This window comes from Micromonospora sp. WMMA1949, assembly GCF_027460145.1.
Taxonomy (GTDB): domain Bacteria; phylum Actinomycetota; class Actinomycetes; order Mycobacteriales; family Micromonosporaceae; genus Micromonospora.
The window spans coordinates 4186072-4206662 of sequence record NZ_JAPZBG010000001.1 but is presented as its reverse complement, the minus strand read 5'-3'; the positions used below and the strand labels follow the sequence as shown (position 1 = coordinate 4206662).

Sequence of the window (20591 nt, the reverse complement as noted above, 5' to 3'; positions counted from 1 at the left end):
GGCGCGAACGCGCCGAGGTGCGTGACCGGCGACGCCGGTCACCGGTAACCCCCGATGAGAGGAACCAACCGCAATGACCCGTGACGAGATCACCGCCGGCCTCGCCGAGATCCTCGAAGAGGTTGCCGGGGTGAACCCGGACGACGTGGCCGAGGGGAAGTCCTTCACCGACGACCTCGATGTCGACTCGCTCTCCATGGTCGAGGTCGTGGTGGCGGCCGAGGAGAAGTTCGGCGTCAAGATCCCGGACAACGAGGTGCAGAACCTCAAGACCGTCGGGGACGCCGTCAGCTACATCGAGGCGCAGTCCTGATCATGAGTCGCCCCGACGTCGTCGTCACCGGGCTCGGCGCGACGACCCCGCTCGGCGGGGACGTCGCGTCGACCTGGGACGCCATGCTCGCCGGCCGCTCCGGGGTGAGTGCGCTCACCCAGGAGTGGGCCGCGGAACTGCCCGTCCGGATCGCCGCCCAGCTGGCGGTGGACCCGGCCGAGGTGCTGGACCGGGTGAAGCTGCGGCGGCTGGACCGCTCGGAGGCGATCGCCATCATCGCCGCCAGGCAGGCCTGGGCCGACGCCGGTCTGACCGACGCCGGACCGGACCCGGAGCGGCTGGCGGTGAGCGTCGGCTCGGGCATCGGCGGCGCCACCACCCTGCTCGCCCAGGACGACATCCTGGAGGCGTCCGGACCCCGGCGCGTCTCCCCGCACACCATCCCGATGCTCATGCCGAACGGCCCGGCCGCCTGGGTCGGGCTGGAGCTGGGCGCCAAGGCCGGCGTGCACACCGTCGCCAGCGCCTGCGCGACCGGCGCGGAGGCGATCGCGCTGGGGCTGGACATCATCCGCGCCGGCCGGGCCGACGTGGTGGTGGCCGGTGGCACCGAGGCGGTCATCCACCCGCTGCCGATCGCCGGCTTCAGCTCGATGCGGGCCATGTCGACCCGCAACGACGAGCCGGAGCGGGCCTCCCGGCCGTGGGACTCCGGTCGCGACGGCTTCGTGCTCGGTGAGGGCGCGGGCGTGGTGATCCTGGAGCGCGCCGACCACGCCGCCGCCCGGGGCGCCCGGGTGTACGCGCGCCTGGCCGGCGCGGGGATCACCTCGGACGCGTACGACATCGTGCAGCCGCACGCCGAGGGTGAGGGCGCCATCCGCGCCATCGCCCGGGCGGTCGCCGACGCGGACGTGGCCCGTACCGACATCGTCCACGTCAACGCGCACGCCACCTCCACCCCGGTCGGGGACATGCTGGAGATCGGCGCGCTGCGACAGGCGGTCGGCGACCACCCGGTGCTCACCGCCACCAAGTCGATGACCGGGCACCTGCTCGGCGCGGCCGGCGCGCTGGAGTCGATCGCCACCATCCTGGCCATCCGGGACGGCGTGATCCCGCCGACGATCAACCTGGACGACCCGGACGAGGGCCTCACCCTGGACGTCGCCGCGCACAAGGCGCGTCACATGGAGATCCCGGCGGCGCTGAACAACGCGTTCGGCTTCGGCGGGCACAACGTGGCGCTGGTCTTCACCCGCCCCTGATGTAAGGAAGGGCCCCTTCTTAACAGCCGCTGTTAAGAAGGGGCCCTTCCTTTACCGCAGGCGTTAAAAAGGGGCCCTTCCTTACACCTCAGCCGCGGTTGCGGGGGTGTAGCCGGGCGGTCCGCTCGTTGCCCCGCCGGTAGTTGCCGGTCCACCGGGCCATGGCCAGCTGCGGGTCGTCGCCGACCTCGGCCAGGAACTGCGCCGCCCGGCCGCCGCGCAGCGTGCCGGCGACCCGGCCGTGATGCGTGATCACCACCGTGCCGTCGCCGCGCTCGACGTACCGGAATCCCTGTGCCGCCTCTCCCATGGGCGCCACCCTGCCAGCCGGCCGCCCGGGCCGCACCCGAGTTACGGCGGCGGTCAGGTCCGGCAGGTGGTGGCCGGCAGGCCGGAGACCGGCACCGGGGAGCGACCGGCCGGGCGGGCCTTGCCGGCGAGCACCGCCGCGAGCCCGGTCATCGAGGCGCGGGTGGACGAGTAGGTCGCCATCAGCGTCGGGGACTTCGCCCCGGACAGCACGTACGGCGTGTCCATCGCCACCGTCACGGCGGCGTCGGCGCGCAGGTCCTTCGCGCCGTCGCCGTACCCGACCAGGTGCACCACGGTGCCGCCGGAGGGCACGACCTTGACCCCGGCCGCGGTGAGCGCCTCGGTCAGCAGTTTGCGGGTGCGCTCCCGGCCGCCGGAGGAGGTCACGCTCACCGGGCCGGTCACCGCGCCGCCGCACTTGCCGCGCAGCACCGTCACGGCGGCGGTCGCCAGGTCGTCGGCGGCCTTGCGGTGCGCGGCGCCGTCGAGCGTGGACAGCGCCGGGGTGTCCCGCCCGGCCAGCCGGAACTTCATGGTCAGCACGCGGGTGACCGCCTCGACCAGGCGGGCGCGGGGCAGTGAGCCGTCCTTGAGCGCGGCGCGCAGCCCGTCGTACGCCTGGGTGACGTTCGGCGTCATCAGGATGAGGTCGTTGCCGGCGTTGAGCGCGCGTACGGCGGCCTCGCCCGGCGACCACTTCTTCGCCGGGGCCATGTTCATCCCGTCGGTGATCACCACGCCCTGGAAGCCGAGCTGGCCACGGAGCACGTCGGTGAGCAGCTTGCGGGAGAAGGTGGCGGCGGTGCCCGGGTCGACGGCCTTGACGTCCAGGTGGGCCGACATCACCGCCATCGCCCCGGCGCCGATGCCGGCGCGGAACGGCGGGAACGCGATCCGGTCCAGGTCGGCGCGGGACTGCTTGATCACGGGCAGCTCGGTGTGCGAGTCCTCGGCGCTCAGGCCGTGCCCGGGGAAGTGCTTGACGGCGGCGCCGACGCCCTCGGCCTGCAGGCCGCGTACCGCGCCGGCCACCTGCGGGGACGCGGTCGCCGGGTCGGCGCCGAAGGACCGGGAGCCGATCACCGTGCTGCGGGTGGCGAGCACGTCGGCGACCGGCGCGAAGTCGAGGTTGATGCCCATCGCGGCCAGTTCGGCCCCGGCGGCCCGCCAGGCGGCCTCGGTGAGTGCCGGGTTCCCGGCGGCGCCGGCGGCGAGCGGGCTGGGCAGCAGCGTCACCCCGTCGGTGATCCGGGTGACCACGCCGTACTCCTGGTCGGTGCCGATCAGGAACGGCGCGGCGCCGGCGGGCAGCTTGCCGGCGGCGGCGCGCAGCCCGTCGGTGAGCGCGCGGACCTGCTTCGGGTTGTCGACGTTCGTGGTGGCCTGGTTGCCGGAGGTCGGGTCGTCGGCGCTGAAGCCGACCAGGATCAGGCCGCCGAGCCGGTACTTCGCGACCATCTCGGCGGGGGTGTCGACCCCGGCGAGCGCCCGGTTCCCGGCCGCCGAGCCGGCCGACACCTTGGTCGCCGAGCTGCCGTACGCGTAGGGCATCAGCACCTGCCCGACCAGGTCCTCGTCGCTCAACGTGCCGACGAGCGCCGCCGCGCGGGCGGCCGGGTCGGCGGCCGGTTGGTCACTCGGCGCGGGCGCGGCCGACGACGGCGCCGGGCTCGTCGGGACGGGGCGGGGCCGGTCCGGCCCGTCCGAGCACCCGGAGACGAGCAGCGCGGTCAGTGCGGCGAGCGCGACGGCGGAGCGGCGCGGGGAAATCGACACGCGGCCCACCGTATCGGGGCAACTCGGCCCCCGTCACCCGACCCGGGTGAGCAGCGTCACCGGCGCACCGTCGCCGGCGTACCGGTAGGGCTCCAGTTCGGCGTCCCAGGCGGTGCCGAGCGCCTTGTCCAGGGCGTGCGCGAGCGCCTCCGGGCCGCGCGCGGCGGCCATCAGGCTGCGGAGCCGGTCCTCGCCGAGCTGGATGTCGCCGGCCGCGCCGACCGCGGCGCGGAACAGGCCCCGACCCGGTACGTACATGAAGCGCTCGCCGTCGACGCCGGGACTGGGTTCCTCGGTGACCTCGAAACGGATCATGGGCCACTGCCGGAGGGCAGCGGCCAGCTCCGCGCCGGTCCCCGGGCTGCCGGTCCAGCCGCACTCGGCGCGACGGGCGCCCGGATCGGCGGGCTGCGCCGTCCAGTGCAGGTTGACCGGCGCGGCGAGGACGCGCGCGATCGCCCACTCGACGTGCGAGCACACGGCGAGCGGGGTCGAGTGGACGTATACGACGCCACGCGTTGGCACGGTGACCTCCCGGTGAGCCGAGGTGCGTCTTCCCCTACGACCTCGTCGTACCGAGTGGTACCTGGCACACATGATGACCCGTGTGACTGGTGGTGCGCCAGCGAATCGGAAAATTCGCCGGGCCCCGGGGGCGGGAAATACCCGGGTGGTGGACCCGGTTATGCCCTCTGACGCCGCGACGACCAGCCAGGTGTCGTGGTCGTGTACAGTTCTCTGGGCGGTTCTCTGTGCCGCCGTACATCTTCGCGGGCCGGCGCCCACCCGGGCGTCATCCGCACAGCCCCCGGACGGCCTTCCGTCCCCACCGTACGTCTGCAAGGAGTACCTCCGTGGCGAGCAACACCTCTAAGACCGCGCGCGCGTCCGTCCGGGCCGGCCAGGCTGGCCAGGGTGGCGCCCTCAGCGTGCTGGGCGAGTTCAAGTACCTGATCCCGCTCAACGGCGGCAAGCACGCCTACGTGCGCAACCTGACCAACGGCAAGACCGCGCACCTGCGCACCGACTCCGACGCCTTCGTCGAGGAGATCCGGGTGCTGGCCGCCGCCGGCCACGCCGCCAAGATCCGCGCCGAGATCAACGGCCTGGCCGCGTCCTACCCGGACCACGGCTGGGACGCCACCGAGAAGCGCCTGGTCGAGGCCGGCGTCTTCGAGGGCTGAGCGCCCTCACCCGCACCACCGCGACCGCCCGCCGGGATCACCCCGGCGGGCGGTTTCGCGTCTGCTCCCGCGGCAGCAGCGTGACCTCGCCCGTGGCCAGGTCGTAGAGCGCGCCCTCCACCGCCAGTTCGCCGGCCTCCACCGCCCCGGCCAGCCGGTCGTCGGCGCGCAACGCGGCCACCGTGCGCCGGACGTGGCGGCGGATCGCCAGCGGGTGCGCGTCCGGGTCGTCCACCCCGACGTCGGTGACCGCCGGGGCGATCCGGTCCACCACGTACGCCAGGTCCCCGCCGGGCCGCCGCCCGGTGCGCAGCGCCTCGACGGTGGAGCCGACCGCGCCGCAGCGTTCGTGGCCCAGCACCATCACCAGGCGTACGCCGAGCTGCTCCACCACGTACTCGATCGAGCCCCGCACGGCCCGGTCCAGCACGTGCCCGCCGGTACGGATGACGCAGATCGAACCGAACGTCTGGTCGAAGATCGCCTCCAACGGCACGCGGGAGTCGATACAGCCCAGCACGACCGCGTACGGCTGCTGGTCGCCGGAGGCCACCGCCGCGGCGGCGGTGACGTCGTGCCCGTGCACCGGCTGGCCGCTGACGAAGCGGCGGTTCCCGGCGAGCAGCTCGGCCAGCGCGGCGCGCGGACTGGTGGACGGCATGCCTCCCAGCCTGGTCACCGATCCGACGCCGCGGGCCCGGACGGGAATCTTCTCTCCGGGCCGGTTGCCGTGGTCTCATGGCGGGTAACGCCGGTGTCACCGCCGGGTCATCCGGTGGACACACACCGGTGGGCCCGGGAGGTGGACGATGCCGGACCTGGAACTGCGGCTCCCCGACGACGTACGCCTGCACGTCACCGTCACCGGGCCGGTCGACGCCGAGGTCACCGCGGTCCTGCTGCACGGCTGGACGCTGGACGGGCGCAGCTGGCACCGCCAGGTCGCCGAGCTGCGGGAACGCTTCGGCGGCCGGGTCCGGGTGGTCACCTACGACGCGCGCGGCCACGGCCGGTCGAGCTGCCTGGCGCTGCGCGACGCCACCCTCGCCCAGCTCGGTGACGACCTGGCGGCGGTGGTCGACGAGATCGTCCCGTCCGGGCCGGTCGTCCTGGTCGGGCACTCGATGGGCGGCATGACCGTGATGGAGTACGCCCACCGCCACCCCGACCGGTTCGCCGCCCGGACCGCCGGGCTGGTCTTCGTCTCCACCACCGCCGAGGGGCACACCCACACCGCGTACGGCCTCTCCCCTCGGATCACCCGGCTGATCCGCCTGGCCGAGACCACCGGCGCCGGGGTGCTGGCCCGCTGCGGCGGCTGGCGGCCCCCGCACGCGCTGCTGCGCGCCCTGCGCCCGAGCATCCGCTGGATGCTGTTCGGCGACCGCTGCGACCCGGCGGACATCCGGCTGGTCACCTCGGCGGTGGCCCGGGCCACGCTGCGCTCGATCGGTGGTTTCCGCGCCTCGATCGGCGCCCAGCACCGGCTGGAGACGCTGGCCGCGCTCGGCGTGCTGCCGGCCGCCGCGCTGGTCGGGGACCGGGACCGGCTCACCCCGCCGCCGTGCGCCGAGTCCATCGCGGCGGCGCTGCCCACCACGGAGCTGACCGTCTGCCCGGGTGCCGGGCACATGCTGATGATGGAGCGCCCCGACGAGGTGAACGCGGCCCTCGCCGGCGTGCTGGACCGGGTGCTGGCCGACCGCCCGGCGACCCGCCTCTGAGCGTCTCCCGCCCGCGAGCGGGGCAGACGTACGCCACGTGCGCGGCATGCCCCGATGTGCCGGTTGCCGGCGGCCCGTACCCTCATTCAGCCCGCCGTGCCCTCCGAACACAGGAGCATCCGCGTTGACCGACCAGACCACGCTGGACCGGGAGATCGCCGCCGAGCAGCGTCACCTCGACCGGGTGTACGCCCGGCTGGCCGAACTGCGCCGGTCCGCGGCCGACGCCGAGCGGGAGGGCTACCGGCTGGCCCGGGTCGGGAACTTCGGCGCGCTGGTCGAGCGGGACGCGATGGTCTTCCACGCCGCCCAGCGCCGGCACGTGCTGGACGCCGAGCACGAGGGCCTGGTGTTCGGCCGGCTGGACCTGCGGACCGGTCAGGTGCTGCACGTCGGCCGCCTCGGTGTGCGGGGCGTGGACGCGGAGACGCTGGTGGTGGACTGGCGGGCGCCCGCCGCCGCCGCGTTCTACCAGGCGACGCCCGCCGAGCCGCGCGGCGTGGTGCGCCGGCGCACGATCCAGTCCGCCTCGGAGAAGGTCACCCGGATCGAGGACGACCTGCTGGACCCGGAGGCCGCGCCGCCGGACATGGCGGTGGTCGGTGACGGGGCGCTGCTGGCCACGCTGTCCCGGGCCACCGGCCGTGGCATGCGGGACATCGTCGCCACCATCCAGCGCGAGCAGGACGAGGCGATCCGCTCCCCCGGCAACGGCGTCACGATCGTCTCCGGCGGCCCGGGCACCGGCAAGACGGCGGTGGCGCTGCACCGGGCCGCGTACCTGCTCTACTCCGACCGGGCCCGGTACGCCGGCGGCGGCATCCTGGTGGTCGGCCCGTCCGGCGTGTTCGTCGAGTACATCGCCTCGGTGCTGCCCTCGCTCGGCGAGGAGACCGCCACGCTGCGCTCGCTCGGCTCGCTGTTCCCCGGCCTGTCCGCGTCCCGCACCGACCCGCCGGACGTGGCGGCGGTGAAGGGATCGCTGCGGATGCGCCGGGTGCTGGAACGCGCGGTCCGCGACGCGGTGCCGGACTCCCCGGCCGAGTTGCGCCTGCTGTACCGGGGTGAGCTGCTGCGCCTGGAACGCCCCGCGCTGGACGCGATCCGGGACCGGACGCTCGCCCGTGGGGCGCGCCGCAACGAGGTACGCCGGGCGGCGTTCGACGCCGTCCTGGCCGCGCTCTACGCCCAGGCCCGCACGCTGCGGGTGGGCCGGCTGCCGGAGCAGCCCGCGTTCGAGGACGAGATCATCGAGCGGCCGGAGTTCCGGGAGTTCCTCAAGGCGTGGTGGCCCCGGCTGCACCCACGGCACGTGCTGGACTGGCTGGCACGCCCGGACCGGCTGCGCCGCTACGCCGGGGGCGTCCTCTCCTCGGCGGAGATCCGGCTGCTCGCCGACGCGTACCGGAGCCTCGGCACCGAGGGGCTGACGGTGGCCGACATCGCGCTGCTGGACGAGCTGGACGCGCTGCTCGGCAAGCCGGTGCAGCGGGCCCGGCCCAAGCGCGATCCGTACCAGCTCGCCGGTGGCGTGCGCGAGCTGAGCACGTACGCCGACCGGCAGCGTGCCGCCCGCGCGGCGGCGCGGGAGCGTCCGGCCGACTACCGCGACTACGCGCACGTGGTGGTCGACGAGTCGCAGGACGTCTCGCCGATGCAGTGGCGGATGATCGGCCGGCGCGGCCGGCTGGCGTCCTGGACGGTGGTCGGTGACCCGGCGCAGACGGCCTGGACGGGCGATCCGCAGGAGCTGGACCGTGCCCGCGACCAGGCGCTGGGGCGGCGCAAGCGGCACCGCTACGAGTTGACCACCAACTACCGCAACTCGGCGGAGATCTTCGCGGTGGCGGCGGCGGAGATCCGCCGCCTTTACCCGGATCTGCCGCTGCCCGACGCGGTGCGGTCCACGGGCGTGCCGCCGGTGGAGCGTACGGTGCCCGCCGCCGACCTGCCGGCGGCCACGGTCGAGGCGGCCGAGGCGCTGCTCGCGCAGGTGGAGGGCACCGTCGGTGTGATCACGCCGGTGCCCCGCCGGGACGAGGTGGCCGGCTGGCTGGGCGCGCTCGGCACGGGCCGCCTCCAGGTGGTGACCAGCCTCCAGGCCAAGGGCATGGAGTACGACGGCGTGGTGCTGGTGGCGCCGAGCGAGATCCGGGCCGACCCGGGCTCGGGCGTACGCACGCTCTACGTCGCGCTGTCCCGCGCCACCCAGCGCCTCACCACGCTCGATCCGGTGGGGTGAGTGGCCGCGTCGGCGCCACCCACAGTTCACTTGCATACATAGCGATGTGAACATACATTGAGCCTGGCCGGTACGGGGCAGGGAAGGTGTTGGCGTGGGCGCAGGTCATGACCACAGCGGCGCGGTGGCCAACGCGGCACACCGCCACCGGGGCCGCCTCTGGGCCGCCTTCGCGCTGCTCGCCGCCCTCATGGTGGTCGAGGCGGTGGCCGCCTTCACGACCGGATCGCTCGCGCTGCTCTCCGACGCCGGGCACATGTTCACCGACGTCCTCGGCATCGGCATGGCGCTCGCCGCGATCTCCGCCACCCGCCGCGCCGGCACCGACCCGCAGCGCACGTTCGGGCTCTACCGGCTGGAGGTGCTCGCCGCCCTCGCCAACGCCGTACTGCTCGGCGCCGTCGCGGTCTACGTCCTCATCGAGGCGGTACGCCGGTTCGGCGAGCCGCCGGAGGTGCTGGCCGGCCCGATGCTCGTGGTGGCGGTGCTCGGCCTGCTCGCCAACATCGTCGCGTTCGCACTGCTGCGCGCCGGGTCGAAGGAGAGCATCAACCTGCGCGGGGCGTACCTGGAGGTGCTCGGCGACCTGCTCGGCTCGCTCGGCGTGATCGCCGCCGCGTTGATCATCACGGTCACCGACTGGTGGTGGGCCGACCCGCTCGTCGCCGTCGGCATCGGCGTGTTCATCCTGCCGCGCACCTGGCGGCTCGGCCGGGCCGCGGTCCGCATCCTGGTGCAGGCCGCGCCGGAACACCTCCAGGTCACCGCCGTGCACGACCGGCTGGCCGCCGTGCCGGGTGTGGCCGAGGTGCACGACCTGCACGTCTGGACGCTCACCTCGGGCATGGAGGTGGCCTCGGCGCACCTGACCACCGACCCGGGCGTGGACCCGGCCGGGGTGCTGGCCGCCGCCCGGGCCGCCCTGCACGAGGACTTCTCCATCGATCACGCCACGTTGCAGGTCGAGCCCGGAGCGTCAGCCGGAGTGTGCGGAAAGACCGAGTGGTGATTAGGACAGACTTAAATCACTGTGACTGCTGTAGTCTTATGCCGGTTTTGCCCCGCCTAGTGGCATTGCTCGACGGAGCCGTGCCCGGGCAGCGCCGGTAGTCTCGGTCGCGGCCGCACCCGCGGGCGCCACCGGCCCCGGTGGGGCGGCCGTCGCCTAATCGTCCGCAGGGGCGAGCCGGGGAACCACGTACGTGGGGTGCATCCGCGTCAGCGGTAGGGATCTTCCGTCCCGAACCCGTCAGCTAACCCGGTCGGCGTTGACGGAAGGACGTGTGAATGCCCCCAGTGGCACCTGTACGACGGACGGCCGCCCGGTTGGCGGCCCTGCTCGTCGCGACGCTGGCCCTCGGCGTCGCGACCGTTCCGGTCTCCCCCGCCTCCGCGGCGCCGGCGACCGGCCTGCTCGCCGCCGCACCCGGCGGCGACGACGAGGGCGGCACGCCGGAACTGCGCGCCCAGCTCGACGCGGCCAGCAAGGGCTGGCTGGAGGCGAAAGCCGCGCTGAACCGGTCGGTGACCCGCCAGAAGCAACTGAACGACCAGCTCAAGACCGTCGGCGCCGAGCTGGCCGTCCGCGACGCCAAGGTCGGCGAGATCGCCGCGGTGGCGTACCGCAACGGCCGCCTGGGCACCGCCGGGGCGCTGCTCGGCAGCAGCAGCCCGGAGGGCTTCATGGACCGGGCCGCAGCGCTGGAGCAGGTCGCCGCGCACGAGGACCGTACGCTGCGCGACCTGATCACCACCCGGGACGAGGCCACCCGCACCCGTGCCCAGCTCGACGGGGAGATCCGCGAGCAGCGCAAGCAGGTCGCGGTGATGGGCAAGCGCAAGGAGCAGGCCGAGCGCGCCCTGGAGGTCGCCAACGACCGCGCCTCGCGCAGCAGCACCAGCGGCGGCGGCAGCGTCCAGGGCACCTCCAACAAGAACGCGAAGCCGGCGCCGCGCAACTCGGACGGCTCCTGGCCGTCGGAGTCGTGCAGCGTCAACGACCCGACCCCGGCGAACGGTTGCATCACCCCGCGCACACTGCACGCGCTGCAACAGGCAAAGGCGGCGGGCTTCACCCGGTACGTCTCGTGCCACCGGCCCAGCGGCTCGGGTGAGCACCCGAAGGGGCGGGCCTGCGACTTCGCCGCGCAGAAGAACGGCTTCGGCGGCGTGGCCAGCGGCGGTGACCGGACGTACGGCAACAACCTCGCCGCGTACTTCGTGCGCAACGCCGACCCGCTCGCCGTGCTCTACGTGATCTGGTTCAAGCAGATCTGGCTGCCCAGCAGCGGGTGGAAGTCGTACAGCGGCGGCAACGGCGACCCGTCCAGCGACCACACCAACCACGTGCACCTGTCGGTGTACTGAGCGCGCCCGGAAGGGGCGGCCGGATCAGGCCGGCCGCCCCTCCAGGGTCGCCCCGAGACGCGCCGCCAGGCCCAGGTGAGCCGCCCGGGCCTGGCGGAACGCGTACCCGAACAGCGGTGCCGGTGCGGTGAGCGTGATCTCCACGTCGATGCGTACCGTGCCGTCCGGCTCGTCGCGCAGGCGGGTGTGGTTGCGGACCGTCGTCGCGGGTTGCTGACGCGCCACGGTGACGACCTCGTCCTCGCCGGCGATCAGCACGTCCGCCTGGTACGTGACCGGGAAGTGCATCGGGCCGAGTTGCAGCCGGTCGGTGATCGCGTAGCTGGCCAGCGCGCCCGGCCGGGCCGGCAGCTTCCGGACCCGGACGATCAGCGGATGCAGCTCGCCCTGGCGACTCAGGTCACCCAGTAGCGCCACCGCTTCGGCCCGGGTGCACCGGGCCTGCACGGTGTAGCTGAAGCTGTCGCTGCTCTGCAAGCGGGCCCCCTCGCCGTCGTGCGTCGCGACGATCGTCCCGTACCGACGCCGGACTGGCAACGGGTAGAAGGTCCCCTGGCAGCAGGGGGTGTGAACGGCGCTCAGGCGCCGGGCAGCACCTCGGGGGTGTCGTCGGCGAACCACGGCTCGGGCGCGCCGAACAGGCCGAGCAGGCCGGTCACCCAGAGCTGCCGGTGCACGAACCGGCTCGGCTCGGTGACCACGAGCTTGACGCCGCTGACCTCGCAGGTCTGGAAGCCCGCGACCATGGCGCTGATGCCGACCGAGTCGATGAACGTGACGAGCCGCATGTTCAGCTCGATTCGCGAGGGACGGCCCTTCGCGAGCACCTCGGCGATCGCTTCCCGCACCTCGTACGCGGTGTCGACGTCGATCTCCCCACGGGGCGCGATCTGGACGACACCACCCGGCCGCACCGACTTCACGATCGACAGGCTCACGCGAGCACCTCCACTCGCCCATGACGGGCGCCTCATCAGTACGCGGGCCGCGACCGAGAGTATTCCTCCAACGGCCCGGTCGCCACCCCCCGGGATGAGCAATTCGCGAACTGGGCACACCTGGGCGTACCCAATCCGGACCTCCGGGTTCCAGTTTCCCCTGTTTGGCGGGTCGCGGCCAACCGTGCGACCGGGCGGGCCCGCCGATCCGCCGACCAGGGTAGCGGGCGCACGCACGTCCCGTCGGCACCGGTCCCGGCGCGTTCGAGTGGTTCGTCCCGTTCGCTGTTCCGGGCCGCCCGTGACGCCCGCCTGGTTTGCCGCGCCCGCCCGTGGGGCACTGCCCGAGACAGTGAACCCCGCCGGATGGACACCGGAGTCCGAAGTGGCCGCCGGCCTTCGGCACCCGAGGAGGTAGAACGATGTTCGGATCCAACCTGCTGGACCGCCGGGGCAAGGCCGAGCGGGTCGCCGACCAGGCGTGGCAGAACCTGCTCTCCGCCGTCGGTTCCGCCGGTGACAGCGTGCGCGACGCCACCCGGACCGCCCGCCGCAGTTCCTCCGGCCTGGCCGACGACGCCACCGACCTGGTCGGCTCCGCCGCCGAGGAGGCACGCCGCCGGGCCTCCCTCGCCTTCGACGCGCTCGCCGGCCGCCGGCCCGCGCTGCCGTGGACGCTGCTGATCGCGGCGGCGCTGGCGGGCGCGGCGATCGGCTGGGCCGCCGGCACCGCGGCACGCGCCGCCGGCAGCCGGGACCGTGCCGCGGACGAGATCGAGTTCGTGGACGTGGACCGGCCGAACTCTCCGGCCGGCCTGGACGGCTGACCCACCCGTACGACCCGACGACGGCCGCTCCCGGGACTCCCGGGGGCGGCCGTCGTGCTGCCTCACCCCGGCCGGGTGAGGGCCGCTCACCCGGGACGCGCGCAGGATCGCGGGTGCGGGACCAGGCGCCCGCGCCGCGATCGACGGGAGGGAGAGCCGGATGGCCACCGACACGATCACCCGTACCGACCGGGACATCCAGTCCGCCGTGCTCGACGAGCTGACCTGGGAGCCGCGGGTCGGCCCGGACGAGATCGGGGTGACCGTCACCGAGGGCGTGGTGACGCTCACCGGCCGGGTGGACAGCTACGCCAAGAAGTGGGCCGCCGAGCGGGCCGCGCACCGCGTCTTCCGGGTCCGCGCCGTCGCCAACGACCTCGCCGTCCGGATCGACACCGCGGCCGGGCGGGAGGATCCGGAGATCGCCGTCGCGGCCGTACGGGCGCTGGAGTGGGACGCTTTCGTGCCGATCGAGGCGTTGCAGGTGACGGTGGCCGACGGCTGGGTCACGCTGCACGGCGAGGTCGAGTGGGAGTACCAGCGGCGGGCCGCCGAACGGTCGGTCGCGCGCCTCACCGGCGTGTGCGGGGTGAGCAACGGCATCGCCGTGCGCCCCGCGGTGCACCCGGACGGCCGTGACCTGGCCGAGCGGATCGTGGACGCGCTGGCCCGCAACCGCGCCACCGAGGCCGAGGAGGTCGACGTGCGGGTGCACGGCGACACGGTGCTGCTGGACGGGCAGGTCCACTCGGCCGTCGAACGCGAGGAGATCGAGCGGGTGGTGTGGAACGCCCCCGGCATCCGGGAGGTGCACAACCACCTCGTCGTGCGCTGAACGGAACCACCCCGCCCGGGTGAGCCCGCCTCACCCGGGCCGGGGCCATGGTGGGAGGCATGAGTGATCCGAACGGGCTGATCACACCGGGCCAGGACGCGCCCCGGTTCACGCTGCCGGCGGCGCCGGACGGGCGCGAGACGGGCCCCGGGCAGTTCCGGGGCCGTCCCGTGGTGCTGGCGTTCTACCCGGCGGACTGGTCACCGGTCTGCGGCGAGCAGATGACCCTGTACCAGGCCGCCCTGCCCGAGCTGGAGCGGTACGACGCGGTGCTGCTGGGCATCTCGGTGGACAGCGTCGACTCGCACCGGGCGTTCGCGGAGAGCCGGGGCATCCGCTTCCCGCTGCTCGCCGACTTCGAGCCCAAGGGCGAGGTGTCGCGCCGGTACGGGGCGTACGCGCCGCGCGGGCAGTCGGACCGGGCACTGGTGGTCGTCGACCCGGACGGCCGGGTGGCCTGGAGTCACCTGTCCCCGCCCGAGGTGAACCCGGGTGTGGACGGCATCCTCGACGCGCTCGAACAGCTGGACGCGGATCGGCGGGTGAGTGCCCGATGACCACGCCACTTCAGGTCACCACCGCGCGGCTGCGGATCCCGGTGACCGAACGCGACCACGTCCGCGGGCCGGTGGACGCGCCGGTCACGATCGTCGAGTACGGCGACTTCCAGTGCCGGTTCTGCGGCGCCGCGTACCCGAACCTGGCCGAGGTGCTGCGCCAGCGGGCCGAGGTGGTGCGGCTGGCGTACCGGCACTTCCCGATCACCAACGTCCACCCGTACGCGGAGAGCGCCGCGGAGACCGCCGAGGCCGCCGCGGCGCGGGGCCGGTTCTGGGAGATGTACGACTGGCTCTACCAGCACCAGGACCAGCTCGACCCGGTGCACCTGTCGCTGGGCGTCGAGCAGATCGGCCTGTCGCCGGAGGAGATCGCCGGTGAGGTCGGCCGGCAGGAGTACGCCGACCGAGTCCGGCAGGACTTCGTCGGCGGCATCCGCAGCGGCGTCAACGGCACCCCGACGTTGTTCGTCAACGACGTCCGCCACGACGGCGGCTACGACCTGGCCGAACTGCTCGCCGTGGTCGACGCCGCCGCCGACGAGGGCTGACGGTCAGATCAATCGCAGCTCGCGCGCCCGCCGGACGGCGTCCCGCCGGCGGGTCGCGTCGAGCTTGCGGTAGATGTTGCGCACGTGCGTCTTCACCGTGTTGACCGACAGCGACAGCTCGGCCGCGATCTCCACGTTGGACAGGATGCTCTGCAGGTAGCGCAGGATGGTCAGCTCCCGCTCGGTGAGCTGCTCGTCGAGCACCCGGGCCGGACCGTCGCCGGCCGTGGCCACCGGTTGCGCGTCCACGCCCCGGACCAGCTCGCTCACCGTGGCCCAGTACGCGGTGCCGGAGTCCAGGCGCGCGGCGAGCAGGTCCCGTACCCCCGGGTCGGCCCGGGTGAAGACGCGCCGGAAGCCGTCCGGCTCGGCGAGTGCCAGCACCTCCTCCAGCAGCCGGCCGGCCCGCCGGGCGTCACCGGAGGCATCGGCGAGTGCCGCGTCGAGCAGCCCGGCGCCCAACCGCACCGGCAGCGGCCAGTCCGCCGCGCCGGGCGCGGTCCAGTCGGGCAGCGTCCGCCCGGCCGCGTGGGCGTCACCGGCGCGCAGCCGCAGTCGCGCGGCGGCCAGCGCCGGTGCCGGCCCGTCGCCGGCCGCGTCGAGCAGCGCCCGCGCGCCGTCGACGTCACCGACGACGGCGCGTAGGTGCGCCTCCTCGGCGGTGAGCCACTCGCCCAAATCCGGCCCGGGCGCGACGGTCCGCGCCTCGGCGAGCGTGCGCAGCGCGCCGCCCGGGTCGCCGCCGTCGGCCAGCAGCCCGGCCCGGCAGAGCGCGGTGATCGCCGCGCCACCCGGTTCCGCGCCGGCTGGCCCGGCGAGCGCCAGGTGGGCCGTGGCCTCCGCCGGCCGGTCCCGCTGCCAGTCCACGAGCGCCAGCGCCAGGTACGCGTAGCCGCAGTCGGACCGGGACGACCAGCCCTGGCACGGCGGCATCGCCAGCGCCTCCCGGGCCAGCTCCTCGGCGGCCCGCAACGCGCCCCGGGCCGCCTCCAGCAGCGCCGAGCGGCTGACGCAGAGCAGTTCGGTACGCGGCCGCCCGGCCCGCCGCGCCGCCTCCCGCGCGGCGCCGAACCGGTCCCCGGCGGTGGACAGCTCCCCCTCGGCCAGCGCGGCCAGCCCGTGCGCGGCACCGGCCACCGCGCGCACGTCGTCCCGCTCGGCCGTCCCGGCACGCGGATCGCCGCCATCACCGGCGACGGCACTGCCGGCGTCCGGGCCGCTCGGGGGCTCGCCCGCCGCGATGGTGGCCAGCAGGCGGTCGGCGGCCCGGCGTACCTCCTCGTGGTCGCCGTCGAGCCGGGCCAGGCTCAGCTCCACAGCGGCGGCCAGCCGGCCGAACCGGTCGCGGCGCGGCGCGGGCAGGTCGCCGGCGTCGGCCAGCGCCCGCCGCAGCTGCACGTCGGCGGCGGCCCGATCCCCGGCGTACGCCCGCTCGGCGGCCGCGGCCAGCGCCAGCTCCGGATCCCGGCGGACCGCTTCGGCGGGCGGCTCGGGTGGGGCCGGTACGGCGGCCGGTTCGTCCGGCGCCAGCTCGGGCCAGCGGGTCACGAGCAGTTCGGTGGCGTCGGCCCACTCACCGGCGAGGAGCGCGTGCCGCAGCGCGTCGGCGGGACGGTCGTGGGCGGCGTACCACCCGGCCGCCCGCCGGTGCAGCTCGCGCACCTCGTCGGCGGGCAGCCGGTCCAGCTCGTCCCGGAGCACGTCGGCCAGCAGCGGGTGCGGCCGGTACCACTGCGGGCTGCCGCCGTCCCGGTGGAGGAAACCGCCCTCCCGGGCCGCCTCGGCGAGCAGGTGCCCGGCGTCGGGCCGCCCGGTCAGCGCGGCGGCCAGATCGGCATGGACCGCGACGGCCACCGCCACCCGGCGCAGGACGTCGCGGGTCGCCGGTTCCAGCGGGGCGAGCACCTCGTCCCGCAGGTACGCGGCGACGTCCGGCTGGTCACCGGCGAACCGTTCCACCGCGCGCGCCGGGTCGGCGCCGTCGCCGAGCGCCAGCGCGGCGAAACGCAGCCCGGCCGGCCAGCCGGTGGTGCGCTCGGCCAGCCGGGCCACGGCCGGGACGGGTACCGACACGCCGTGTGCGACGAGCAGGTCGGCCACCTCGTCGGCGGTGAACGCCAGGTCGTCGGCGCCGATCACGGTCAGCTCGCCGGCCAGCCGCCAGCGGTGCAGCGCCAGCGGTGGTTCGCTGCGCGCGCCGGCCACCAGCCGTAGCCGGCCGTCGGTGTGCCGGAGCAGGAACTCCAGCCCGGTCAGAGCGGCCGGGTCGGTGACCCGGTGCAAATCGTCCAGGACCAGCAGGACGTGCCGTTCCCGGGCGGCGAGCGCGGCGGCGAGCGTCTCGAGCTGCTCGGGCCGGGGCGGCCCGTCCGGCACCGGCGGCGGCCCGTCGTCCGGGTCGCCGGCGGCAGCGGTACGCAGGGCCGCCGCGAGATAGCCCCAGAGCCGCCGGACGGTCTCGCCCTCGGCCACCGTCACCCAGGACGCTGCGGGCCCGTCCCGCTCCCCCTGCGCCCAGGTCGACAGCAGCGTCGTCTTGCCCCAGCCGGCCGGCGCGCAGACGAGCGTCACCGGCCCGGACGCGCCCTGTTCCAGCCGGTCCAGCAGCCGGGGACGCAACAGGACCGGCTCGGGTGGCGCGGGCGGCGTCAACCGGGACGCCAGCAGCGGCGGGCCACCGGACGGCGCACCACCGGCGACATCGGGTGAATCGAGGCCGGTGGTGAGCAGATCGGGCGTACCGGTGATGTCGCTGGTGCCGCTGCGTGCGGTGACGACCTGGTCTGCCTCCTCCGGCATGCGTCCCTCCCCCCGTCGGTGCGGGCAGCGGTTACCCGCACCGCGCCGGTTCACCCCTTCCGGGCGAACCCCGCTCACCCGGGCGCCGCGCACCCTGTAGGCACGCGGGGCAGGCCGGGACGGGCCGGCGCCCGGGGACGGCGGGAGGTCAGGTGGTGCGGAGCAGACGGCTCGCGGCCGGCGCGCTGGCGCTGGCCGGCGCGCGGGTGCTCGCTCCGGCGGGCGCGCGGATGCTGGCGCGCCACCGGGCACGGCGCACCGCCACCGATCCGCGGCCGGGCCGGTGGCAGGTGGTGACGGTGGCCGCGGCGCCCGAGCAGGTGCTCCCGGCCGGACGGTGGCCCGAGCCGCTGCGCCGCCTCGACGGCGCGGTCGAGGTGTGGGCCCGTCCGGCGCCCGGCGGGCGCGGCACCGAACTGGCGGTTCGCCCGCTGGGCGGGGAGTGCACGCTGCCGGGGTTCGCCGCGCACCTGGTCGGCGACGACCCGGGCCGGTTCCTGCGCCACGTGCTGCGGCAGACCAAGCAGCTCCTGGAGACCGGCGAGGTGCTGGCGGCCGACCCGTCGCCGCTGGACCGGCCGGGGGCCGTGCCGTGAGGGCGCTGTGCTGGGCCGGTGCCGGTCTCGTGGAGGTGCGCCGCGTCCCGGACCCGGAGCTGCGCAACGCCCAGGACATGATCGTCCGGGTCCGGCGGAGCACGACCTGCGGCGCGGACCTGCCGCTCCTGGGCGGGCGGGTACCCGAGGCGTCCGCCGGGGAGGTGCTCGGACGCGAGTTCCTCGGCGACGTGGTCGAGGTCGGCCCGGACGTACGCCGGCATCGGGTCGCCGACCGGGTGGTGGTGGGCGCGGCGGTGGCCTGCGGGGCGTGCTGGTTCTGCCGGCAAGGGCTGCCGGCCTGCTGCGACAACGGCACGAGCGGCGTGACTGCCGAGCCGGAGTGGGGGCAGCCGTCCGCCGGCGGTTACGGCCGCCCGGCGCGGCTGGGTGGGTTCGCCGGTGGTCACGCCGAGTACGTGCGGGTTCCGTACGCCGACGTGGGCGCCTTCGCCGTACCGGAGTCGGTGAGCGACGACCGGGCGGTGTTCGCCGCCGACGCCGCGCCGGCCGGCTGGTACGGCGCCGAGCTGGGCGAGGTCGCCCCCGGCGACGTGGTGGCGGTGTGGGGTGCGGGCGCTGTCGGTCAGCTCACCGCCGACGCGGCGGTGGCCCGGGGCGCGGACCGGGTGGTGGTGGTCGACGACCGGGACGACCGGCTGCGGATGGTCACCGGGCACGACGGTGTGGAGGCGCTCAACCACAGGTACGTGGACGTGCTCGCCGAGCTGCGCGAGCGCAGCGGCGGCCGGGGGCCGGACGTGTGCGTCGACGCCTCCGGGGTGCCGGCCGCGCCGGGCCGGTGGCCGGTGGCCGAGCCGGACGCCGGGTCGGCGCTGCGCGAGGCGGTGCACGCCTGCCGCAAGGGCGGCGTGGTGGTGGTGCTCGACGCCCGGCCCGGCTTCGTGGACCGGTTCCCGCTCGGCGCGCTCGCGGACAAGGGACTCGCCGTCCGCGCCGCGCGGCGCCGGGGCGGGGACGCGATCCCGGCGCTGCTCGAGCGGATGGCCCGCGACGAGCTGGTCACCGAGCACCTGGCCACCCATCGGATGCCGCTGGAGCGCGGCGCCGAGGGGTACGCGTTGTTCCGGGATCGGGCCGACGGCTGCGTCCGGGTGGTCTTCACGCCGTGAAGGTGAGCGCCGTCGGTGGCACACTCGGCGGATGCGCGCAGACCGTCCGTACGACCTCGTCCTGTTCGGCGCCACCGGCTTCACCGGCGGGCTGACCGCCGAATACCTGGCCCGGCACGCGCCGGACCGGCTGCGCTGGGCACTCGCCGGCCGCAACCCGGGCAAGCTCGCAGCGGTGCGGGACCGGCTGGCCGCGATCGACCCGGCCCTGGCCGAGCTTCCGCTGCTCACCGCCGACGTGACCGACACGGCGTCGCTGCGCGCGGTGGCGGAGAGCGCCCGGGTGGTGGCCACGACAGTCGGCCCGTACGTGCACCACGGCGAGCCGCTGGTGGCCGCCTGCGCCGCCGCCGGCACCGACTACCTCGACATCACCGGCGAGCCGGAGTTCGTGGACCGGATGTACGTGCGGCACCACGCCGAGGCGGTACGCACCGGGGCACGCCTGGTGCACGCCTGCGGCTTCGACTCGATCCCGCACGACCTGGGCGTCTGGTACACGGTCAAGCAACTGCCGGCCGACGGGCCGATCGCTGTGGACGGCTACGTGCGGGCCGGTGGCCGCTTCTCCGCCGGGACGTACCATTCGGCGCTCACCGCGTTCTCCCGTACCGGTGAGATGAGCCGCGCGGCGCGGGCCCGCCGGGCGATGGAGCCCGGCCCGGACGGACGCCGGGTCCGCGCGGTGCCGGGCAAGGTCGGCCGGGTACGCGAGTTCGGCCAGTGGGCGGTGCCGCTGCCCACCATCGACCCGCAGGTGGTCCGCCGGTCCGCGGCGGCCCGCCCGGAGTACGGCCCGGACTTCCGCTACCGGCACTTCGCGGCGATGAAGCGGCTGCCCACGGTGCTGGTCGCGGGCGTCGGGCTGGCCGGTGTGGTGGGGCTGGTGAAGGTGGCGCCGACGCGGCGCTGGCTGCTCGGGCGGCTCGCCTCCGGGCAGGGGCCGACCGCCGAGCAGCGGGCCAAGTCGTGGTTCCGGGTGCGGTTCGTGGGCACCGGCGGCGGCCGGCGGGTGGTGACCGAGGTGGCCGGCGGCGACCCGGGTTACGACGAGACGGCCAAGATGCTCGCCGAGTCGGCGCTCTGCCTGGCCTTCGACGAGCTGCCGGAGACCGCCGGTCAGGTCACGCCGGTCGCGGCGATGGGTGACGCGCTGCTGGACCGGCTGGTACGCGCCGGCATCACGTTCCGCACGCTGCCGGCGTGAG

Annotated in this window: 21 protein-coding genes and 1 riboswitch; of the genes, 14 read left to right on the top strand and 7 right to left on the bottom strand. The window is 75.1% G+C overall.

All coding sequences use genetic code 11. The annotated features are described in order from the left end of the window. The first annotated feature begins 73 nt into the window (after window positions 1-73). Complete coding sequence (locus O7607_RS19940; protein ID WP_007072348.1) at window positions 74-313, top strand: acyl carrier protein; 240 nt, start codon at window positions 74-76, stop codon at window positions 311-313. 2 nt (window positions 314-315) lie between these two features. After that, window positions 316-1542, top strand: coding sequence for a beta-ketoacyl-ACP synthase II (gene fabF, locus O7607_RS19935; RefSeq protein WP_269704704.1), 1227 nt, complete (start codon window positions 316-318; stop codon window positions 1540-1542). An 88-nt stretch (window positions 1543-1630) separates the two neighbouring features. Here fabF and O7607_RS19930 read toward each other — a convergent pair whose 3' ends face one another. From O7607_RS19930 to O7607_RS19920, 3 genes are read right to left on the bottom strand one after another with little or no spacing between them, the layout of a single operon-like run. After that, on the bottom strand, window positions 1631-1852 hold the full coding sequence (locus tag O7607_RS19930; RefSeq protein WP_269704703.1) for a hypothetical protein: 222 nt from the start codon (window positions 1850-1852) through the stop codon (window positions 1631-1633). A 53-nt stretch (window positions 1853-1905) separates the two neighbouring features. Beyond that, entirely contained in the window at window positions 1906-3630 is a 1725-nt protein-coding gene (locus O7607_RS19925; protein WP_269704702.1) for a glycoside hydrolase family 3 protein, read from the bottom strand. Between the two features lie 33 nt (window positions 3631-3663). Then, window positions 3664-4155 carry a DUF3145 domain-containing protein gene (locus tag O7607_RS19920; protein WP_030503630.1) on the bottom strand — a complete coding sequence of 164 codons (492 nt, stop codon included), beginning with the start codon at window positions 4153-4155 and terminating at the stop codon, window positions 3664-3666. Between the two features lie 329 nt (window positions 4156-4484). Here O7607_RS19920 and O7607_RS19915 point away from each other — a divergent pair, with 329 nt between their 5' ends. Then, on the top strand, window positions 4485-4814 hold the full coding sequence (locus O7607_RS19915) for a hypothetical protein (protein WP_013287842.1): 330 nt from the start codon (window positions 4485-4487) through the stop codon (window positions 4812-4814). A gap of 37 nt (window positions 4815-4851) precedes the next feature. Here the strand turns inward: O7607_RS19915 and O7607_RS19910 are convergent, their stop codons facing one another. Continuing rightward, window positions 4852-5475, bottom strand: a complete 624-nt coding sequence (locus tag O7607_RS19910; RefSeq protein WP_269704701.1) for a carbonic anhydrase — start codon at window positions 5473-5475, stop codon at window positions 4852-4854. A 148-nt stretch (window positions 5476-5623) separates the two neighbouring features. Here O7607_RS19910 and O7607_RS19905 point away from each other — a divergent pair, with 148 nt between their 5' ends. The 4 genes from O7607_RS19905 (at window position 5624) to O7607_RS19890 (ending at window position 11147) form a co-directional block, all read left to right on the top strand. Continuing rightward, entirely contained in the window at window positions 5624-6538 is a 915-nt protein-coding gene (locus tag O7607_RS19905; protein ID WP_269704700.1) for an alpha/beta fold hydrolase, read from the top strand. Between the two features lie 124 nt (window positions 6539-6662). Continuing rightward, window positions 6663-8780, top strand: a complete 2118-nt coding sequence (locus O7607_RS19900; RefSeq protein ID WP_269704699.1) for a HelD family protein — start codon at window positions 6663-6665, stop codon at window positions 8778-8780. A 94-nt stretch (window positions 8781-8874) separates the two neighbouring features. Continuing rightward, window positions 8875-9789 (top strand): cation diffusion facilitator family transporter, encoded by a 915-nt coding sequence (locus O7607_RS19895; protein WP_269704698.1) that lies wholly within the window; start codon window positions 8875-8877, stop codon window positions 9787-9789. Between the two features lie 143 nt (window positions 9790-9932). After that, window positions 9933-10063: riboswitch (cyclic di-AMP (ydaO/yuaA leader) on the top strand. A 4-nt stretch (window positions 10064-10067) separates the two neighbouring features. Beyond that, the gene (locus tag O7607_RS19890) at window positions 10068-11147 is read left to right on the top strand and encodes a coiled-coil domain-containing protein (protein ID WP_269704697.1); all 1080 of its coding nucleotides are present in this window, start codon (window positions 10068-10070) and stop codon (window positions 11145-11147) included. 24 nt (window positions 11148-11171) lie between these two features. Here the strand turns inward: O7607_RS19890 and O7607_RS19885 are convergent, their stop codons facing one another. Further along, window positions 11172-11624, bottom strand: coding sequence for an SRPBCC family protein (locus O7607_RS19885; RefSeq protein WP_269704696.1), 453 nt, complete (start codon window positions 11622-11624; stop codon window positions 11172-11174). A gap of 101 nt (window positions 11625-11725) precedes the next feature. Next, window positions 11726-12085 (bottom strand): STAS domain-containing protein, encoded by a 360-nt coding sequence (locus O7607_RS19880; protein ID WP_013287849.1) that lies wholly within the window; start codon window positions 12083-12085, stop codon window positions 11726-11728. 422 nt (window positions 12086-12507) lie between these two features. Between O7607_RS19880 and O7607_RS19875 the strand changes: the two genes are divergently transcribed. The 4 genes from O7607_RS19875 (at window position 12508) to O7607_RS19860 (ending at window position 14855) form a co-directional block, all read left to right on the top strand. After that, window positions 12508-12912: a hypothetical protein gene (locus tag O7607_RS19875; RefSeq protein WP_269704695.1), complete on the top strand. Its 405-nt coding sequence runs from the start codon at window positions 12508-12510 to the stop codon at window positions 12910-12912. A gap of 160 nt (window positions 12913-13072) precedes the next feature. After that, window positions 13073-13747, top strand: coding sequence for a BON domain-containing protein (locus O7607_RS19870; protein WP_269704694.1), 675 nt, complete (start codon window positions 13073-13075; stop codon window positions 13745-13747). A gap of 59 nt (window positions 13748-13806) precedes the next feature. Further along, entirely contained in the window at window positions 13807-14304 is a 498-nt protein-coding gene (locus O7607_RS19865) for a redoxin domain-containing protein (protein WP_269704693.1), read from the top strand. Next, window positions 14301-14855 carry a DsbA family protein gene (locus O7607_RS19860; RefSeq protein ID WP_269704692.1) on the top strand — a complete coding sequence of 185 codons (555 nt, stop codon included), beginning with the start codon at window positions 14301-14303 and terminating at the stop codon, window positions 14853-14855. The genes O7607_RS19865 and O7607_RS19860 overlap by 4 nt, the downstream gene beginning before the upstream one ends. Before the next feature lie 3 nt (window positions 14856-14858). On the opposite strand, the gene O7607_RS19855 is transcribed toward O7607_RS19860, so the two are convergent. Beyond that, window positions 14859-17654 (bottom strand): LuxR C-terminal-related transcriptional regulator, encoded by a 2796-nt coding sequence (locus tag O7607_RS19855; RefSeq protein WP_269704691.1) that lies wholly within the window; start codon window positions 17652-17654, stop codon window positions 14859-14861. A 152-nt stretch (window positions 17655-17806) separates the two neighbouring features. On the opposite strand from O7607_RS19855, the gene O7607_RS19850 reads away from it, so the two are divergent. From O7607_RS19850 to O7607_RS19840, 3 genes are read left to right on the top strand one after another with little or no spacing between them, the layout of a single operon-like run. Further along, on the top strand, window positions 17807-18250 hold the full coding sequence (locus tag O7607_RS19850) for a hypothetical protein (protein WP_269704690.1): 444 nt from the start codon (window positions 17807-17809) through the stop codon (window positions 18248-18250). After that, on the top strand, window positions 18247-19383 hold the full coding sequence (locus O7607_RS19845; protein WP_269704689.1) for an alcohol dehydrogenase catalytic domain-containing protein: 1137 nt from the start codon (window positions 18247-18249) through the stop codon (window positions 19381-19383). Before O7607_RS19850 ends, O7607_RS19845 begins: the two co-directional genes overlap by 4 nt. A gap of 31 nt (window positions 19384-19414) precedes the next feature. Next, window positions 19415-20590 carry a saccharopine dehydrogenase family protein gene (locus tag O7607_RS19840; protein ID WP_269704688.1) on the top strand — a complete coding sequence of 392 codons (1176 nt, stop codon included), beginning with the start codon at window positions 19415-19417 and terminating at the stop codon, window positions 20588-20590. The last annotated feature ends 1 nt before the right edge of the window (window position 20591 follow it).

What these genes read in the sequence shown, in the direction of transcription:
- O7607_RS19940 (WP_007072348.1), top strand. Translation starts at nt 74, where the DNA reads ATGACCCGTGACGAGATCACCGCCGGCCTCGCCGAGATCCTCGAAGAG.
- fabF (WP_269704704.1), top strand. Translation starts at nt 316, where the DNA reads ATGAGTCGCCCCGACGTCGTCGTCACCGGGCTCGGCGCGACGACCCCG.
- O7607_RS19930 (WP_269704703.1), bottom strand. Translation starts at nt 1,852, where the DNA reads ATGGGAGAGGCGGCACAGGGATTCCGGTACGTCGAGCGCGGCGACGGC.
- O7607_RS19910 (WP_269704701.1), bottom strand. Translation starts at nt 5,475, where the DNA reads ATGCCGTCCACCAGTCCGCGCGCCGCGCTGGCCGAGCTGCTCGCCGGG.
- O7607_RS19905 (WP_269704700.1), top strand. Translation starts at nt 5,624, where the DNA reads ATGCCGGACCTGGAACTGCGGCTCCCCGACGACGTACGCCTGCACGTC.
- O7607_RS19890 (WP_269704697.1), top strand. Translation starts at nt 10,068, where the DNA reads ATGCCCCCAGTGGCACCTGTACGACGGACGGCCGCCCGGTTGGCGGCC.
- O7607_RS19875 (WP_269704695.1), top strand. Translation starts at nt 12,508, where the DNA reads ATGTTCGGATCCAACCTGCTGGACCGCCGGGGCAAGGCCGAGCGGGTC.
- O7607_RS19870 (WP_269704694.1), top strand. Translation starts at nt 13,073, where the DNA reads ATGGCCACCGACACGATCACCCGTACCGACCGGGACATCCAGTCCGCC.
- O7607_RS19865 (WP_269704693.1), top strand. Translation starts at nt 13,807, where the DNA reads ATGAGTGATCCGAACGGGCTGATCACACCGGGCCAGGACGCGCCCCGG.
- O7607_RS19860 (WP_269704692.1), top strand. Translation starts at nt 14,301, where the DNA reads ATGACCACGCCACTTCAGGTCACCACCGCGCGGCTGCGGATCCCGGTG.
- O7607_RS19855 (WP_269704691.1), bottom strand. Translation starts at nt 17,654, where the DNA reads ATGCCGGAGGAGGCAGACCAGGTCGTCACCGCACGCAGCGGCACCAGC.
- O7607_RS19840 (WP_269704688.1), top strand. Translation starts at nt 19,415, where the DNA reads ATGCGCGCAGACCGTCCGTACGACCTCGTCCTGTTCGGCGCCACCGGC.